This is a genomic window from Hydrogenimonas sp., from assembly GCF_029932565.1.
Lineage (GTDB): Bacteria > Campylobacterota > Campylobacteria > Campylobacterales > Hydrogenimonadaceae > Hydrogenimonas.
This window is the reverse complement of sequence record NZ_JAOZPV010000004.1, coordinates 1-17,540: the sequence shown is the minus strand read 5'-3', so window position 1 is coordinate 17,540 and position 17,540 is coordinate 1. Positions and strand designations below refer to the sequence as shown.

Here is a 17,540-nt window from a genome sequence, read left to right as displayed (position 1 = left end):
AGGTATTTGATCTTTCCGAGGGCGTTGAAACGGCCGGGTAACTGCATGAAACAGTAGGAAGGCATCCTATCCCGATATCTCTTCCGCCGTTCCGACGTCGACGTTTCATCGCTGATGCATCTCGACAGCGGGAAGGAGATCGATACATCTTTTTTCGAGATAAGCATATTGAAAGATTGCACTATAATATATGCATAGCATATAAAAGGAGACAGGATGCGATATGTTGCCACACCCATCATGTTCCTGATTCTGATAATACAGACCTCTCTTTCCGCCGAGACGGTCGATCCGTATATAAAAATGCACAAGAGAATGGTTACAATCATTCAACGGGAGGTGGAAAGCACACGGGGATACCTCGGAAGGGAAAAGCTCGATCCAAAAGTGGTCGAGGCCCTGCTCAGCGTGAAACGCCATCTCTTCGTTCCCCCCAGGCTCAGAGGAGTCGCCTACGAAAACCGTCCCCTTCCGATCGGTTACGGCCAGACCATTTCACAACCCTACATGGTCGCGGTCATGACCGATCTGCTGGAACCCAAAAAGAGTGACATCGTGCTCGAAGTGGGTACAGGATCAGGCTACCAGGCGGCCGTGCTCGCCAGTATTGTCAAAAAGGTTTACACCCTCGAAATCATCGAACCGCTGGGGCTGCAGGCGAAAAAGAGGCTCGAACGCCTGGGCTACGACAATGTGGAGGTCCGCATCGCCGACGGATATTACGGCCTCGAAGAGAAAGCACCGTTCGACAAGATCATCGTGACGGCGGCGGCCGGACATGTCCCCCCACCGCTGATCCGACAGCTCAAACCCGGAGGCATCATGGTCATCCCGGTGGGAGGACCCTTTTTCGTCCAGCATCTTGTCCTGCTAAAAAAAGAGAAGAACGGTGCAGTCTCCACCCGGCAGATCATGCCCGTTTCGTTCGTACCGCTGACAGGACGGCACTGAGGCCTGTCCCATGCCAGAAACCCGAGCCGCCGGCACACTTTTTCTAACGATTTTCATCGTCTCAGCCTCCGCTCTGGCCTACGAAATCCTTTTGATGCGGCTCTTTTCGATCGTTCAGTGGCACCACTTTGCCTACATGGTCATCAGCCTCGCCCTTCTGGGATACGGCATCAGCGGAACTTTCATCACCCTCTTCCGCGATCGGCTCTTCGCCCGTTTTTCCCGTGTCTACGTCGTCAACATTCTCCTTTTCGCCGTCACCGTGCCGACCGCCTTTCTGATCGCCCAGCGCATTCCTTTCAATGCCCAGGAGATGCTGTGGGATCCGCAGGGCACACTTTGGCTACTCATCTATTTTCTTCTTTTTTCGGTCCCCTTCTTTTTCGCGGCCAATGCCGTCGGCCTGGCTCTGAGCTTCTACAGAAAAGAGATCTCTGTACTTTACGCGGCCGACATGGCGGGTGCCGGTGCGGGAACACTTCTGATTCTGACCCTTTTTTACATCTTCCATCCCACAACGATTCTGCAGCTCCTCTCGGCGGCGGGATTTTTCGCTGCGGCTCTGGCAGCCTATGCTCTGAAAATACGGCCTTTCACGACGCTGACCATTCTGTTTCTCACGCTTCTGCCCTTCACACTTCCGACAGATATGAAAGAGATTCGAATCTCTCCCTATAAAAGCCTGAGCCAGACACTGCAAATCATGGGCACACGGATCGCCGACGAATCGATCGGCCCGTTCGGCATCGTCACTGTCGTGGAAAGTCCCTTCATCCCATTGCGGTACGCTCCCGGTGTCAGCCTGCGCAACGAAATCGAACCGCCGGAACAGCTCGGTATCTTCGTCAACGGGGAGTGGTCCGGCGTCATCACCCGCTACGACGGAGAGAGGGAGCGGCTGAAATATCTGGACTATCTGACCTCTGCCTTCGCCTACCATGCGGGCAATCCCGAAAAAATTCTGATCGTCGGCGCGGACGGCGGTATGGATGTACTGCAGGCGCTCTATTTCGATGCGAAGCGGATCGACGCCGTGGAGATGGATGCAACCATTGTCTCTCTCGTCAAAGAGCGTTTCGCCGATTTTGCAGGGCATATCTACGAAAATCCCCATGTAGCTCTGCATGTCGACGAAGCCCGGGGATTCGTTCTGAAAAACGAGAGAAGATACGACCTGATCCAATTTGCGCTTCTGGACACCTACGGCGGCGCGTCGTCGGGTCTTTATGCATTGAGCGAAAACTACCTGTATACCGTCGAGGCATTTCGTGACTATCTCCGTCGGCTTCGGCCAGGCGGCTATCTTTCCGTCACCCGTTGGATCAAGCTGCCGCCGAGAGATATGCCGAAACTGGTCGCCACTGCCATCGAGGCACTCTCTTCGATGCATCTCGCAGCGCCGCAGAAGCGGCTGATGGTAATCCGTGGATGGCAGACGGCGACGCTGCTGGTAAAAAACGGAATCGTGACCGCAGAAGAGATTCGGGCCATGCAAAGATTCTGCGAATCGCGAAGCTTCGATCCCGTCTATTACGACGGCATGCCGCCGTCGGAAGCCAACCGTTACAACATTCTCGAACGCCCATTTTTCCATACCGCCATCCAATCTCTGCTGACAGAACCGGACTTTTTCGACCGCTACCGCTTCGACATCCGCCCCACTACGGACGACAGGCCCTATTTCAACCACTTTTTCCGATGGGAGACACTTCCCGATATCCTCTCGCTGCGCGGAGCGGGCGGGCTCTACCTGATGGAGTGGGGCTATCTGATTCTCGTCGCGACGCTTCTTGTCGCATCGGTACTGAGCGGCCTGCTGATTCTCCTGCCGGCGATGACGCATGGTCTGGCGGCCAAACCGGGACGACCGTTCGGCAAAAGCCGCACCTTTCTCTACTTTTTCGCACTGGGCATCGCGTTCATGTTTCTGGAGATCGCGTTCATGCAGAAGTACATTCTCTTCATCAGCCATCCCGTCTTCTCTGCGGCGATCGTGCTGAGTGCGTTTCTCTTTTTCGCAGGGCTCGGAAGCGCCTTTTCGCACCGTTTCATCGAACGGGCGGGATACGCCAAAACGCTGACGTACGCCTTTGCCGCCATTCTTCTGCTGGCACTGACCGATCTGGTGGTTCTGGATCTCTACTACGAGAAGCTCGTCGTCCTGCCCTTTTACGCCAAAGCGCTGCTGACTGTCGTCACGGTCGCACCGCTCGCCTTTGCGATGGGTATCCCCTTTCCCCTCGGGCTCTCATATCTGGCGAGGGAGAATGCCCCTCTCGTCCCCTGGGCATGGGGCGTCAACGGTTTCGCTTCCGTCATCAGCGCCATCGTCGCGACACTGCTGGCCATCGATTACGGGTTTACAGCCGTCATACTTTCGGCACTGCTCGTCTACGGAGGTGCCCTGTGGGTTTTCCCGAAACGCTCCCGACCTACGCCGCCTTCAGCACCGCCTTCCTGATGGCCGCCAGATCGACGGAGCGGCCGCGATAGACCGCCTTTTCGAGATCGTCGATCCAGACGGCATAGCGAAGAGGATCGGTACGGACCAGTAGTTCCAGCAGCGTCTTGGCACTTCTGGCCGATCTGACCTCTTTTTTGAACCTCTCCGGAAGAGACTTGCGCGTCACTCTCCCTCGCAGCCGCCCGACAAGAACGGCACTCAGATAGCCGCAGCCGAAAATGAAGAGGTAGATGCCCCACCGTTTCACCGTTTCGATCGTCTCATACACACTTTCGGGATGCATCCCACTCTCGACGAGAGCAGCGGCATCGGCTGTTTTGACCGAAATCGGGATCGCTTTGCTTTCGAGCCGGTAAAGTTCGTTTCTGCGGTAGGAAAAAGCTTCCATCGTGACGGAGGGAATCAGAAAATCGTTGAAGCCGAGCAGGGCGTAGGAGAATGTCGCATCATAATGGATGCCATCCGATTCGTACCGTGTGACGATCTTCGGATCGTCGGCGAATGTTCTGACATGTTCGATGGCAGGTTCGAAATCGATTCGCTCCGGCATCGCACCCACGCCTCGAAGCCGAATCGTCAGGTAGAGGGGCGAATAGGCAGCCGTTTCCCGCTTGTCGACGGAGATGTCGAGGTGGTAGTCGCCGACAAGCGGAACCGCTTTCGGCAGTGGTCTGACCTGCAGGATCTCAGGGGGTATCACTTCCCGGGTATCGGTCGTATCGATCGCTTTCGCCTTGACCGGTTCCCCTGTATTGTTGTACTGCAGCCTCGTTTCGGTCGTCCGCTTGACGACAAATGAGAAACGAAGAGGTATCTCGCCCTCTTTTTCCGGAACGATCAGATAGCGGAACGTGACCGAACGTCCCCGGATCGATTCATCGCGTGTTTCCCGCAAAAGTCTGACTCTCATCCACCGCTCCTCTTTGGGTGCGAATTCGAAGAAGATGACCTGCTTCGGATCGGTCTGCCACACCCGAAAGGTCAGCAGAACCGGCTCTTTGACGAAGACCGACCGTTTGCTCAGTTTCAATTCGTACCCGTAATCCGCCCCGGCCACAAGCAGGAACGGCACGCACAGAAGCAGAAACAGGCGTAGCAGACTACCACGGACGTTGTTCATGGACATATCCCTTGTTGATCATTTCATAGGCTCTCGATCCGAGAGGATGGCGTTCGGCCGCCTCACTCATGGTTCGCTCTCTGGTGATGCGGGTCGACTTCGCCGCTGTCGAAGTGCCGCTTCCCTCGCCCATTTTCGCCTGGGATTTCGAAGATTTTTTCTCCGCCCCCGTTTTGGTCTGGTCAGCCATCCCGCTTGTCGATTCGGCTTTTACCTTCCGGTTGGCTTTCGCCTCGATCCGTTTTTGTCGCCGCTCTTGCAGAAAGAGTGCCATTTCCAGATTGGCGAGGGCATCTTCGTCGGATCCCAGCTGCAATGCTTTGACATAGTAGTCCCTCGCGCTTTTGTAGCGGCCCATTTTCATCGCGCAGTTGCCCAGATTGTACCAGATGCGCTGTTTGACGACCGGATCGGAGGTTTTGCATTTCAGATAGAGTCGTCCCGCCCGCTTCCATGCCCCGAGGCGGTAGTAGGTATTGGCGAGCGCGTAGGTGCTTTCGAAAAGGGGCGGCCGGATGGAGGCGAATATCTCTCTGGCTTCGTCATATTTTTTCTCGTTGTAGGCCTCATACCCTCTGTTCAGTCGCCAGATATCCCAAAATCCCGCCTCGGCATGCACGCCGGCCAGCAGCAGCATCGCAACCCAGAGGCGTTTGACACCGCTTATCGAAAGCGTACCGGAGAGATAGAAAAGGAGTCCGATCAGCAGGGGCATCCAGAAGAGTTCTCTGGTGCGTATCGACGCCTCGTCCGTTTCGGCACGTACCAACTCCACACTCTCCATAATCGTCCGTGCCGCATCCTCCACGCTCTCTTCGTCGATAAACGCCCCGTCTGTCTCGATACTCAGCCGCTCCAGTTGGGGATTCAGAATCGATACGACGAGCCGTCCCGCTTCATCGCGGAGCCATCCGTCGTCCGTTGGAATTTTGCTTCCCTCCTGCGTCGCACAGGCCACACCGTAGATACGGATATGGTTCTCTTCGGCCAGTTTGATCAGTGTGCCCAGGTCTTCCTTGTCTCCGCCATCACTGAAAATCAGCAGATCCTTCTTGTCACCGGAGAGTCTTCCGACCGTCTCGAGCAGCGACTGCAGCGATGTCCCATGCGTCAGAATGAATCCCGGATTGAACGATTCGAGGGCCGCGTGGATGAGTTCGGCATCCTCCGTCGGCGGCGAAAGGATCAATGCGTTTGTCGTAAAGGCCAACAGAGCGAATCGATGGCTCTTGTCATTTTCGATCAGTTTTCCAATCACCCGTTTCGCGAAATCGAAACGGTTTGGTCTCAGGTCGGTTCCCTGCATCGAGCGCGACGCGTCGATGGCGAGGTAGAGTGTCGTAAGCCCGGGGGTCCGTTCAATCGTCTCATCCTGTATGACGGGCCTCGTCAATGACGCAAGCATCCATGCGAGTGCTACGAACGGGGCAAGCCGTACGAAAAGAGTCCGCCGGTTTTCAAGAAGAATCTTCGGATGGATCGGCAGGCGGAGAGTCCGCTCCTCCCTGTAGCGCAGCCATGCAAAGAGAGCCAGAGGAATCAAAAGCCACAAAAACTCGGGATAGAGCAGTTTCATCGGTCTCTCCGAAAACTCAGAAACCCGATAAGCATAATCATTCCCGCTATCAGAGGATAGATGAAGAGCATCCTCTTGTCGACCAGCATCTGCGATCGGATCGGGCTGGGCTCCAGTTTCGCGATCGTTTCGAAAACCGATGCCAGATCGTCGCTGCTGCGTGCCGAAAAGGCTCTGCCGCCCGTCTCGTCGGCGATCTTTTCGAGCAGCTTCGCGTCATACTGTCCCGGTTTTCCGATTCCGATCGGATAGATCGTCACACCCTCCCTTTTCGCCAGCATTACGGCATCGGAAATCGAGACCGATCCGGCATTCTGATAGCCGTCCGTGATCAGCACGATCACCTTTCGTTTTGCATGGCCGAATTGCAGCGACCGCAACGCCTGGCCGATCCCCTCCCCGATCGCCGTACTCTCACCTGCAATGCCCACGTCGGTCATCCGGAGAACCTCCCGCAGCGCCACCAGATCATAGGTGACGGGGGCTGCGGGATAGGCAAACGATCCAAACATCACGAGACCGATGTTGTCGTCATAGCGTTCCGTCAAAAAGAGATCGACGATATCCAGCAGCGCATCGAATTTCCGTTTCATTCTATCTATCGCATCGAAACCCGATTCCGCCATCGATCCGCTCGTATCGAGTGCCAATACCAGATCACGGCCGCTGCGTTCGCTGGCTGCCAGACGCTCGTAGAGAATGGGGGAAGCGAATGCGGTGACGAAGAGCATATAGAGCGAGGCGAAAAAGAGAGGCTGACGCTGAAACGAGAAAGCGGCCGAAGCGACATAGGAGGTTTTTGGAAAGTAGAATTTCACGACGCCGGCGGGACAGCGCCAGAAACAGGGTATCAGAAGAGAGAGAAGAAAAAGCCAGGGGTACTCGAACGTAAAATGGATGCTTACTCCTCCGGAAAATAGGTGTTCAGTACATCATCGAAATAGGCTTTGACACGTTCCGCTTTCCGGATCTTCTCTTCGAAGATGGGTGCCGACGACGGATAGCTTTCCATCATCTCGCGATACGGTTCGATCTTTGCATCGATCAAAGAGCTGAAAGCTCCGAGCAGCAGTCCCATCGTCTCTTTGTCGTGAACCGAGCGCATCAGCATCTTGTACATCCTGGCACGGGTATCCATGGCTATCGACGCGTCGATAGCATCTCCCACCATCTTCAGATCCCAACGGCTGATGTAGACACCGCTTTTGCTCGGCGGCATCAGTTCGGCATTGATCGCCTCGACATAATCGGGATAGTCGTAGGTATCCTCTTCTGTTTCACATGTGTTCGTCACACAGCGATCTTCCATGTAGTTTTCAAACTCTTTTCGCAGGTCGTTCATGGTTTCTCCTGAATATTAATCATTGGTCATTGGAGACGGTTTTTCAATATCGTCTCATACGCATCGCAGTCGATCTCCGCGCCAAGCCACCTGTGGGCGATGCTGAGTGAGAGCGCTGTCATCCACTCGTTTCCGCCTATTTTCCGGCATCCCAGCTCTTCGGCCAGGGTATCGAATGCACTGCGGCCCCGTACGAAATCGATCAAAACCGGATGGTGGTGCGAGCCCGTCATATCGATAATCCGTTTGTCCCCATGGGCGTATGGGTCAACGGTGTTAACGATTACATCGTATTTTTCACTCTCGACTTTCATGCCGTTTTGGAACCACGACACATCGGTTTCGATATCTAGCAGAGAGTTTTTGGCTGCATCCAGAGCTTCGGCGGCACGTTCCACACTGCTGTCGGCCACTTCGACAAACGAGGCGCCCATGACCCCTATCAGAGGGAGCAGTGCCCGTCCGATGCTTCCTGCCCCCAGCAGAAGCAGACGTTTTCCCGAAAGGTTGATCCCTTCGCATGCCAGCATCCGTTCGAAACTCTCGGGATAGAAACAGACCCCCACCAGTTTACCGCGGTCTGCAATGGCGCCGTCACACACTCCGCTGCGTTGCGTACAGGCATCGGAGAGATCCAGCATCGGTACTACATCTTCCTGGTATTCCGGTTCGTACAGCGCCATTGTCACTTTGGAGTCCGGCATCCCTTTGACCATATAGGCGAAATCTTCCGGTTTGATATTCAAACCAATGGCAAAGTCGTTGAGTCCCAATCTCTTGAAGGTCGTATTGAGCACCTTCAAAAAGGGTGAGGTCTGGGCATTGACGCCGTAGAGTGCGATCATGCGGCTCTCTTTGGCCAAAATTCCTTCATCGATCATGAAAACTCCGATCTGGTCGATAGATTTCCGACACCCATTGCCCAATGCCGATCCGCGAAGCGGATCTCAATGCCTCACTCATCTTTTTTCTCCTCTTCTCTGAAAACGACAACGCCATCTTTCTCCTCCAATCCCCAAAGGTCCAATGCCTCCTCCTCTTCGACAGCACACCGGGGACAGGTGCGTTCGCCGCGTACCGAAGGAAAATGGATGCCGCACTCGTCACACCGTACCAGCCTGAAACTGGCCAACAGACGCTGAGTCGGTTCAAAAAACTCCTTCAGCTCGAAAGTCGGCTGCAGCTTCAGACTGTCGGGCTCGCAGGTGTCATGACAGGCACGGCATTTGACACACATCATCGCGTCGAAATAGATCCTGCTGTTTCTGGCATCGCTGCTGAGGGCTCCCGTGGGGCAGATGCGGTAACACATCTGGCACGCTGTACAGGTCTCCATGTCGATGAACTTCTGCGATGCGAACGAGATACTCTCTTCGGCGATCGTATGGTAGACCTTGGGTTTGGATGTCCGTTTCAGTGCCGTAAAAAAGATCTTGCGTTTGTCCGGCAGCTCTTTCTGACGAATCTTCGCGACAGCCACCAGATCGACATCGTGCATTCTGGTCTCGTCGCTGACCGCTTCGACCGCTTCGTCGAAAGCCTTTTTGGTTTTCAGTGCCCCTTTGAGCGATAGCCGTTCCAGAAAAGCACGACGGTCGTGGACGTCGATCTTCTCATCCACGCCTTTCTCCTCATAGGCGACATTCCGAACCACCACTTTTTTACCGCTTTCCATGGCATCCAGAATGTAGTTGGCCTCTTCGGCATTTTCGAGAATTGCACCGTAGAGCGGTTCCCTCCACGGGCAGGTTTGACAGTGCCCGATATCCAGCACCATCGCTTCCGGTTTGACGAGAGCCAGCGAAATGAGATGTTCGACACTCAACGCCATGATGCAGGGAACGTTTTTGCGGCAGGAGATCAGATTCTCCTCCGACTGGACGAATTCGAAGAAAAATTCGGTCGTGTCGTAATCCCTCAGGCTCAGCGCTTCGGAAGGACAGACTCCGATGCACCCGCCGCAATCGACACATACGGACGGAGTGAATGCCGGCAGACCGTTTTCGGCAATATGCATCGTCTCGACAGGGCAGATATCGACACAATGGCTGCACTCCGAAAACTTCGTCACGGTCCGGACACACCGGGCCGCATCAAATACCAATCCGCTCATGCCGTGTAGCGGCACCCTTCATCGGAAATGAGATCGTTCAGATACTCGTAATCGCTCAAAACGAACTCGAGCGTCAGGGAGGCGGCATCGAAATAGAACGGCGTCGCCGTTTCGGCTTTGACGTTTTGCAGAAACATCGGGGCCCACTGCAGCAGATGATCGCGGAGAAAATCGCGTTCGATCTTTGCAATCTGGCATGCGGCATCGTAATCGTCGTTTTCGAGTGCCTTGTATTCGGAGGTTGCCAGCATATACATGAATTCCAGTTCGATGCCGATATGGTCGGGACTTACACACCGGGCCTTGTCGAGCTGAACCCGGAAATCGTACTCATTGTAGAGCTGCACGACCGGATTGGCCCCGCCCGTCTCGAGCATCTGGTCGTCCCTCCTGTAGAACGACTCATAGGGGATGAGATGCAGCACGAAAAGGTTGGTGAAGTCGACGTTGAGAAACTGTTCGAGAAGATCCTTTTTGCTGATCTCTTTCGCTTTTTCCCAGTTCTGGTAGTTGGGAAAGAAAGAGAGGATCATCTCGTCGCTTTCGAACTTCTCCAGAAACTCCTCGTCCACCTCTTTCATCATGATGCGGGAAATCAGCGCATAGAGATTGATACGGGCAAGCTGTTTGGTCAGAATGTCGTTCAACGGAAAACCTTTTTGAATGAAAAGTGAAAAACTAAAAAATAAAAATTGAGGAAGATCGCTTCGCTCTCTTTCTATTCTATAAAAATTTGTCTGCGAAGCAGCTCACGATAATTATAAACTTTTAGTTTTTAGTTTTTAGTTAGAAAGCGGCCCCCAGAGGGGGCGCTTATCAAAGGTCTTTCACCTTGAAGGTGTATGCCTTTTTGCTCAAAGGGACGGCCGGTCTCGGCATCCAGTACGGACGTCGTTCGGTGTCCTTCGTATTCAGAGGTCGGCAGAGCCTGTCCCGCCACGCTTTGAACGTTTTCATGTTGTTCTCGTAATTGACCCAGATATCGCCGATCTGATCGTCCGTATCCGCTTTTTCGAGAATAACTTTCTGGTTCCAGGCATGGTTGCCCGCAATCGGATCGGGGTGTACCGGTGCCACGGCGTTCTGCCATGACCCGCTGAGTCCATCCCACCAGATGTTGTCGAGGTCTTTGTTGAACTCTTTGAACTGCCATGACTTCGGCCGATTTTTGATCGCATCGATACCCTCTTTGGGCTTGAGTGTACCCACTTTGCCATCCATCGTCATCTCATAGAGCGGCGATCCGACACCCATAACACCCAGAGCATGCTCGAAGCCCGGAATATCGACAGCATTTTTGAGTTTCCATCGTCCGGCGTGGTGGCTGTTTGCCAGAACGCCCGGCATCGTCGCCTCGGTCGGAACCGCCATCGCGATGAAGTAGCCGCTCTCCAGGCCGCTGACGGTATCGACGATACGCACTTTCACTGCATCGCCGCGTTTGATATCGAGGCGCTTCGCATCGCTTGTATGAATCCAGACCGGATTGTGGTTCTGGCTGATCTCCATCAAGTGCTTCGAGTTGACACTTCGCGTATGGATATTGTACGGCAGTCGGAAGACGGTATTGAGCGCGAACTCGTTTTCCCCTTTCATATAGCGATGGTGAACCTGGCTGACGACATGGATCATCTTGTCGTATTCGCGTGCGTTGCGCGGATAGATCGGCAGCGCATACTCCGGCCATTTCCAGTCGATGAGCCACTCACAGAAGAGGTCGAGTTTCTTGTCGGGTGTATGGAAACCCTCGCAGAGTTTGCCGTCGACCTCGACACCGATGGAGCGCTTGCGCCCTTCATGGTCGGTAATCCACAGAACACCGAATCGGTCTTTTTCGACTTCGTCGGCATGGTATTTGTGCCCATGGGCACGGTAGTAGGTACCATCGAATTCGAGCTCTTTCTCCTGCGGCTTGTAGACGTTGGTCTTCTCGGTCCAGGCACCCCGGTCTCGCATGAATTCATAGTAGGGGAATTCACTGTGCGGATACGCCGCTTCCGCCGCCTTCTTGAGGTTCGGTAGAAGACTGAAGCCCGCGTTGTAGTACTCTTTGACGGTAACCGGTTTGCCGGGATTTTTCTTCGATTCCCAGTATTTGCGCACACCCAGACTTCCATCCGGGTCGACATGCAGACAGAGCAGCTCGGCCCAGAATTCGTTCTCTTCCCAGATTTCGCCCAGGCCCGCCTTGATGTGCGCCTCAAGCGTACCGCGGTGCTCCACTTTGGGCTTCCAGCCCATCTTTTCGAGTGCCACACGCAGAACCGGCTGGCGGAACGCCGTCCACTGCTCCGGTTTGGAAGGTTCGGACTGCTGGTCGTGACGCTCGCCGGCGAGACCGGTCGGCAGGACATAGTCGCAGTACCAGTTGGTCTCCGACCATGTCGGTGAGAGATTGAAACTCATCTCGACCTTGCTCTCGTCTTTGAGCGCTTCGATCCAGCGGAAACCATCCGGATTGATCCAGACCGGATTGTACATCCTCGGAATCCAGACCGCCAGTTTCGTCGGTACGTTGAGACCGCGCGCACGCCATGTATTCTGCCACTCCTCGTCCATCAGCAGATGGGGCAGGATGAAACTCATCTCGTAGGTAGAGAGCGGATATTCCGGCGGCCACGCCAGTTCGTTCCAGACGTCGACCTTCGGTGCTTTCTTGCCTGCGACTGTCGCCGCATCGCCCTTGCCGCCGATCGAAATCTTGTGCCAGTGGTGCCAGCTGACTCCGCCGATGTCACCGCGCATCGCGCCGCGAAGCGCCAGCGGAAGGAACGCCGAACGGGTGATCATCCAGCCGCCGCGGTGGGCGATGGCACCCGAGCGCCAGATGTAGGTTGCGATCTTTGGACCGGCATCGATGAACATTTCGAAGAGTTTGTCGAGTTTGTACTCCTGGCCTTCAAGTTTGCACTCTTTGACAATGTATTCCTGCGTATAGGGTGCATAGAGCTCTTTCATCACTTCAACGAAGCTCTCGTAGCTCTCATCTTTCGGCATCCTGGAGATGTACCCTTTGGTCACCATGAACTTCAGGTACTCCCGGTTGGCCATCAGGCGGTCCCAGTTGAGCCAGTTTCTGACGAACTCGTGATCCATCAGATCGTCGCCGTTCTTGTCCTTTTCGTTCAGGATGCGGTTGGCGAGATAGAGATAGAGCGCCGTTTCGGTACCCGGCCAGACCGGCAGCCACAGATCCGCGATACCCGCTGAGTTGGATAGGCGCGGATCGAGAACGACCATCTTCGCACCCCGTTTGCGGGCATCGGCGATAAGGCCGGCCGACTGCTGGAAGTAGTGGCCCGCATCCGCCGCATGCGAGGACTGCAGGAAAATCAGATCGGCATTCGCCCAGTCCGGAGAGTTGCGGTCGTCGTTCGCCCACTGGATGGATCCCTGGCGAGCACCCGCCGAACAGATGTTGGTGTGCGAATCGTAGCCGTCCAGACCCATCGTATGGGGCACACGGTGACCGAATCCGTTTTCGTTCGGGCGGCCGACATGGTACATAATGAGCTTGCGGCTCATTTCATCACCGGTTTTAAGCGTATTGTGCATCTTCCTGCCGATCTCTTTGAGTGCATCGTCCCATTTGATGCGAACCCATTTGCCCTCGCCGCGCTTGGAACCCGGTGCACGTTTGATCGGGAACGGAATGCGGTCCGGATCGTACATCTGCGATTCGGCGGCGTATCCTTTGGCACAGTTGCGGCCGCGGCTGGCACTGTGCAGAGGGTTGCCCATATATTTTCGGACTGTCAGGGTTTTCTTGTCGACCCACGCCGTCAAACCGCAGCCCGCTTCACAGTTGGAGCAGACGCACGGAACGATCGTATAGTCATGCACCTGGATACCGTCAGGATTCTCCTGACTGGCAACACCCTTGCGTGCGATACCGCCACGCTTCCAGTCGTCGCCATCGAGCTCGCGGAAACTGTCCCACTTTTCCAGAGGCGGATAGAAATCGAGGCTCTCCGGCATATTGGTGAATTCCGCTGTGCCCTCTTTGGACGCTTCTGCCACACTTTCGAATACACCCGTTGCCAGGGATGCGCCGGCAACGGTAAATGCCGCGCCTTTTAAAAATGTTCTTCGACTTTCATTAATCATACTCTTATCTCCTACTCTTAGCTAAGGTTCAACAGTTGCGGAATGACAAGCCAGACGTGCTTGGCGATCCAGAGCCCCGCAAGCGCCAGAATCGATGCGAGTGCCAGCATGCTGTTGGATTTGTTGCGCAGACCGAATATGACGAGAATCACCGGAATGATGTACCCCATCGACTGACCGAGCCAAAACATCGTATGGTACGAGCCACCCTCCTTGACGAAAGCAATAGTGGCCGCTACCTCTTCGGCTTTCATCGCACCGAAGTAATATTCACCCATATAGACGATGAAGGAGAGCGTCGCACTGACACCGAGAACGATCGCGAGATCCCGCTTGATATTCTGATCACCTATACCGAGGAGCAGATAGGTTGCCGAACCGCCGATAAAGGCTGCCAATGCCATCTGAATCAGTTCGGTCGGCGTCTGCCAGAGCTCACGGGCGGCCGACTCACCCATGATGGTCGCCGTGTAGAGCGTCACCGGTATGGCGAAGACAAACGCCGCCCACATCAGTTTGTTGTACTGCTCTTCGTCGATCCTCTTCAGAATCTTTCCGGCAGCCATGACAAAGATGATACCGGTAAAGATCGTAGCGAGCCAGGCCCCTACGGTAATGGCGGAAGTCCAGTGCGGATAGAAGAAAATATGCCACATTCTAAAGGGCTGATGCAGATCCAGCAGTGTGAAAAGCAGAAAAATGTTCAGGAAAATGAAAGAGATCACCGGCATCAGTGTCTTGACGGTCGCTGCCCGGTCTCCATACTTTTTCAGAAGGTAGACACCTATCAGTACGACGCCTGTACCGATACTTTTGGCCCACATGTTGAGCGTAATCATCCATCCCCATACGATTCCGGGGAGCGCGACATCAAGCGTTACGACGGCATCGGTCGCGACTGTTGCATGTTCAACCATCTTAGTGACCTCCTACATGTTTGAGATGCGTAATGTTGTTGAAGAGGTTGTAGCCGTCTTCACGCTTACTGGCCAGCGGATTGAGATTCACTTCACCGCCGCCTGTGTAGAAGTGCTTCGGATGCGTGTTCTTTTCCGGTTTACGTACTTTGACATTGCCCTGATGCTGCATGATGTATTTGCTGATGTTGCTGGTCGGGTCGTCGAGATCACCAAAGATATTCGCTTCCACCGGACAGGCGACGACACATGCCGGCATCATACCGCCAGCGACACGGTGGGCACAGTAGGTACATTTGTCGGCCGTATTGGTCTCCGGATCGATGTAGATGGCGCCGTAGGGGCATGCCATGACACACCCGGCACATCCGATACAGCGTTCACGGTCGACATTGACGATGCCGTTTTCGAGATAATGGAGCGCACTGACCGGGCAGATACGCTCACACGGCGCATTCTCGCAATGGTTGCATCGCAATGGCGTGAAGGTACGCTTCGTCTCCGGAAACGTTCCTACGTCAACATATTTGACACGCAAGCGCCACATACTGATCGGAACTTCATTTTCCACTTTACACGAAACCTCACACCCTTTACATCCCATGCAAAGTGCCAGGTCTACCAAAAAGCCAAGCTTCATAGATTCCTCCTGATTTGGAACTGCAAGGCACAGTTTTTCGTTCAGCTTATATGTCCCATAAGCTCTGAAAAACCTGATTAAATGCCTATATTGCTACACTTTCAGTCTATGGGGAGTTGTTTTAATCGAAGCTGAAAAAAGAGAGAATGTGAGAAAAAAAACTAATAATCAGGAAAAAGAGGAAATATTATCTTTTTTTATTCAATAAGGCTTGTAAGACAATTCACTTATTTTGATGCTAAATTTTTCGTTAAATCAAAACAAATGATGGTACCCCGTCCCACTTCCGACTCGATTTTCAACGAAGTCTCATGGAGTTTGAGAATGTAGGTAACGATGGCAAGGCCCAATCCCATCGAATTATCCCAGCTGTTTTTATCCATACGATAGTATTTTTTCGTGATCTCTTCAATCTCGTTTTTCGGAATACCGGGCCCTCTGTCAATGACACAGAGATGTCGCTCATCGAGTGTCACCGTCACCTCTTCTTCGGAATATTTCAAGGCATTGTCTATCAGATTGATAATGGCCATCTCCATCATCGTTTTGTCGGCATGGACCATGAGAGGCACGCTTTCGATCCGAATGATACGATCGGGATATTTCTGTTCCAGCGCGTGTACCGCTTCGATCACGACCCTCTGCATATCGAATCTGCTCATCGAAGGCTCCACTTCTCTGTTTTCCAGACGGGTAATGAAACTGAGCCGATCGATCATTTCGGTAATCCGATGGCTGTTCTGATCAATCCGACGAAGAAACTTTTCACGAATGGAAAGTGGCAGATCGGGATCGTCGAGCAGTGTTTCGGTATATCCCATGATGGCCGCCACCGGATTTTTGAATTCATGACTGATCGCGGAAATGATGTCACTGCGCTGCTTGCTGACAAGACGCAGCTTCGCTGTATATTTGCGGCGTTTGCGTTCGATTTTCTCCAACCGTTTGGCCAATTTTTTAAGCAGTTTCCCAATGGTACGAAATTCTGCCGTAAAACCGGGAACAAACTTTGCCGAATACTTTTTATCGGCCAGATGCTGCAGGTATTCGGTGATTTTTTCCAATTCATCGTCAATCCGACGCCCCAGCATCCAGCTGATCGCAAACCCCGCGAAGAGTGCCGCCAGAAAGATCAGCGTAATGCGCACCCACAATGTCGTAAAGTCGTTCATCACCGTATCGAGCGAAACGGAGAGACGAAGTATAGCCGGTTTGTGGTTCCATGTGATCACCTTGGCAGCGTAGATCCGGTCGTTTTTGACCGTATGCGAATAGCGCACCGCCATGCCGAATCCCTCACGTCTGGCCTGCATCACTTCGGGACGGTTGGCGTGGTTCTCCATCTCCCGGGGATTTGCTTCGTTATCGAAAAGCGGTGTTCCGTCGATGGCAATCAGTGTGACCCGCAACGGCCGTCCCATGATCCCGCTCATCTCTTTCGCCGCCATGTCGAGCGATTTCCCCTCACCGAGCCGCGAACGGACATAGGCGATTTCACTTTTCAGCTGGTTGGTATACTGCTCGATTTCGATCTGCTGCACCGAATAGTAGATCACCAGCGAAGCGACGGCCAACACACCGCCGAGAAGCAGAATGGAGTTGATAAAAAAGATTTGTGAGAGTTTAAAGTAGCGTCTGGAACCCATTTTCAACCGACCTGATACCCCACACCACGGACCGATTTGATGTAGTGTTTGCGCTTGTCGGGATCGATCTTCTCTTTGAGACGGTTGACGGCCACGTTGACCGTTTTCACCTGATACTCTTCGCCCTCTTGGCCCCAGACCCTCTCAAGCAGTTGTTCACGTGTCAACACCATGTTTCTGTTTTTGATAAGTTCCAAAAGCAGATCATATTCGAGTTTGGTGAGGTCGATTTTGCAATCTTCCACAAACACCTCGTGACTTTTCGGCCTGATCGTGATGTCCCGGTAATGGATGGTATCACGTTCTTCCGGTTTGCTCCGACGCAGAATCGCTTTGACACGGTGCATCAGCTCCTTGAAATTGAAAGGCTTGGTAACATAGTCGTCGGCACCACGCAGAAACCCCTCTTCTATTTCCTGTTCGGCTACTTTGGCGGTCAGAAAGATGACCGGGACGTCGATGCCCTCGCTGCGGAGCTTCGCGACAAATTCGCTCCCCTCCACTCCCGGAAGATTCCGGTCGACTATCATCAAGTCGGGTGTTTCCTCGTCGAGCAGCTTCTCGACCGCAAGGGTGGAGACCGATGCGAATACATCGTACCCCTCTTTCTGGAGGTGATATTCGAGCAGATCCAGCAAATCCTGCTCGTCTTCGATGACTACGA

General features: G+C 53.8%; 14 protein-coding genes. 2 read left to right on the top strand and 12 right to left on the bottom strand.

Features of this window, described 5'->3' with window-relative positions; translation table 11 throughout:
• The first annotated feature begins 216 nt into the window (after positions 1 to 216).
• On the top strand, positions 217 to 951 hold the full coding sequence (locus Q1K24_RS01185) for a protein-L-isoaspartate(D-aspartate) O-methyltransferase (protein WP_300364793.1): 735 nt from the start codon (positions 217 to 219) through the stop codon (positions 949 to 951).
• Between the two features lie 10 nt (positions 952 to 961).
• Positions 962 to 3,412 (top strand): hypothetical protein, encoded by a 2,451-nt coding sequence (locus Q1K24_RS01180; protein WP_300364791.1) that lies wholly within the window; start codon positions 962 to 964, stop codon positions 3,410 to 3,412.
• Here the strand turns inward: Q1K24_RS01180 and Q1K24_RS01175 are convergent.
• From Q1K24_RS01175 to Q1K24_RS01120, 12 genes are all read right to left on the bottom strand, one after another.
• Complete coding sequence (locus Q1K24_RS01175) at positions 3,384 to 4,535, bottom strand: hypothetical protein (RefSeq protein ID WP_300364789.1); 1,152 nt, start codon at positions 4,533 to 4,535, stop codon at positions 3,384 to 3,386. The genes Q1K24_RS01180 and Q1K24_RS01175 overlap by 29 nt on opposite strands.
• Entirely contained in the window at positions 4,516 to 6,111 is a 1,596-nt protein-coding gene (locus Q1K24_RS01170) for a VWA domain-containing protein (protein ID WP_300364787.1), read from the bottom strand. The genes Q1K24_RS01175 and Q1K24_RS01170 overlap by 20 nt, the downstream gene beginning before the upstream one ends.
• On the bottom strand, positions 6,108 to 6,929 hold the full coding sequence (locus tag Q1K24_RS01165) for a VWA domain-containing protein (RefSeq protein WP_300364785.1): 822 nt from the start codon (positions 6,927 to 6,929) through the stop codon (positions 6,108 to 6,110). The genes Q1K24_RS01170 and Q1K24_RS01165 overlap by 4 nt, the downstream gene beginning before the upstream one ends.
• Before the next feature lie 83 nt (positions 6,930 to 7,012).
• Positions 7,013 to 7,453: a hypothetical protein gene (locus Q1K24_RS01160; RefSeq protein WP_300364783.1), complete on the bottom strand. Its 441-nt coding sequence runs from the start codon at positions 7,451 to 7,453 to the stop codon at positions 7,013 to 7,015.
• Between the two features lie 26 nt (positions 7,454 to 7,479).
• Positions 7,480 to 8,334, bottom strand: a complete 855-nt coding sequence (locus tag Q1K24_RS01155; RefSeq protein WP_300364781.1) for a hypothetical protein — start codon at positions 8,332 to 8,334, stop codon at positions 7,480 to 7,482.
• Positions 8,335 to 8,408: 74 nt separating this feature from the next.
• Positions 8,409 to 9,566 carry a 4Fe-4S binding protein gene (locus Q1K24_RS01150; protein WP_300364779.1) on the bottom strand — a complete coding sequence of 386 codons (1,158 nt, stop codon included), beginning with the start codon at positions 9,564 to 9,566 and terminating at the stop codon, positions 8,409 to 8,411.
• Positions 9,563 to 10,213: a molecular chaperone gene (locus Q1K24_RS01145; protein ID WP_300364777.1), complete on the bottom strand. Its 651-nt coding sequence runs from the start codon at positions 10,211 to 10,213 to the stop codon at positions 9,563 to 9,565. Before Q1K24_RS01145 ends, Q1K24_RS01150 begins: the two co-directional genes overlap by 4 nt.
• Positions 10,214 to 10,382: 169 nt before the next feature.
• Complete coding sequence (locus Q1K24_RS01140; RefSeq protein ID WP_300364775.1) at positions 10,383 to 13,673, bottom strand: molybdopterin-dependent oxidoreductase; 3,291 nt, start codon at positions 13,671 to 13,673, stop codon at positions 10,383 to 10,385.
• Positions 13,674 to 13,690: 17 nt separating this feature from the next.
• Positions 13,691 to 14,590 (bottom strand): NrfD/PsrC family molybdoenzyme membrane anchor subunit, encoded by a 900-nt coding sequence (gene nrfD / locus Q1K24_RS01135; protein WP_300364773.1) that lies wholly within the window; start codon positions 14,588 to 14,590, stop codon positions 13,691 to 13,693.
• A 1-nt stretch (position 14,591) separates the two neighbouring features.
• Positions 14,592 to 15,230, bottom strand: a complete 639-nt coding sequence (locus Q1K24_RS01130) for a 4Fe-4S dicluster domain-containing protein (RefSeq protein ID WP_366903355.1) — start codon at positions 15,228 to 15,230, stop codon at positions 14,592 to 14,594.
• 227 nt (positions 15,231 to 15,457) lie between these two features.
• Positions 15,458 to 16,876: an ATP-binding protein gene (locus Q1K24_RS01125; protein ID WP_300364769.1), complete on the bottom strand. Its 1,419-nt coding sequence runs from the start codon at positions 16,874 to 16,876 to the stop codon at positions 15,458 to 15,460.
• A gap of 2 nt (positions 16,877 to 16,878) precedes the next feature.
• A partial coding sequence (locus tag Q1K24_RS01120; protein WP_300364767.1) for a response regulator transcription factor occupies positions 16,879 to 17,540 on the bottom strand: 662 nt, incomplete at its 5' end.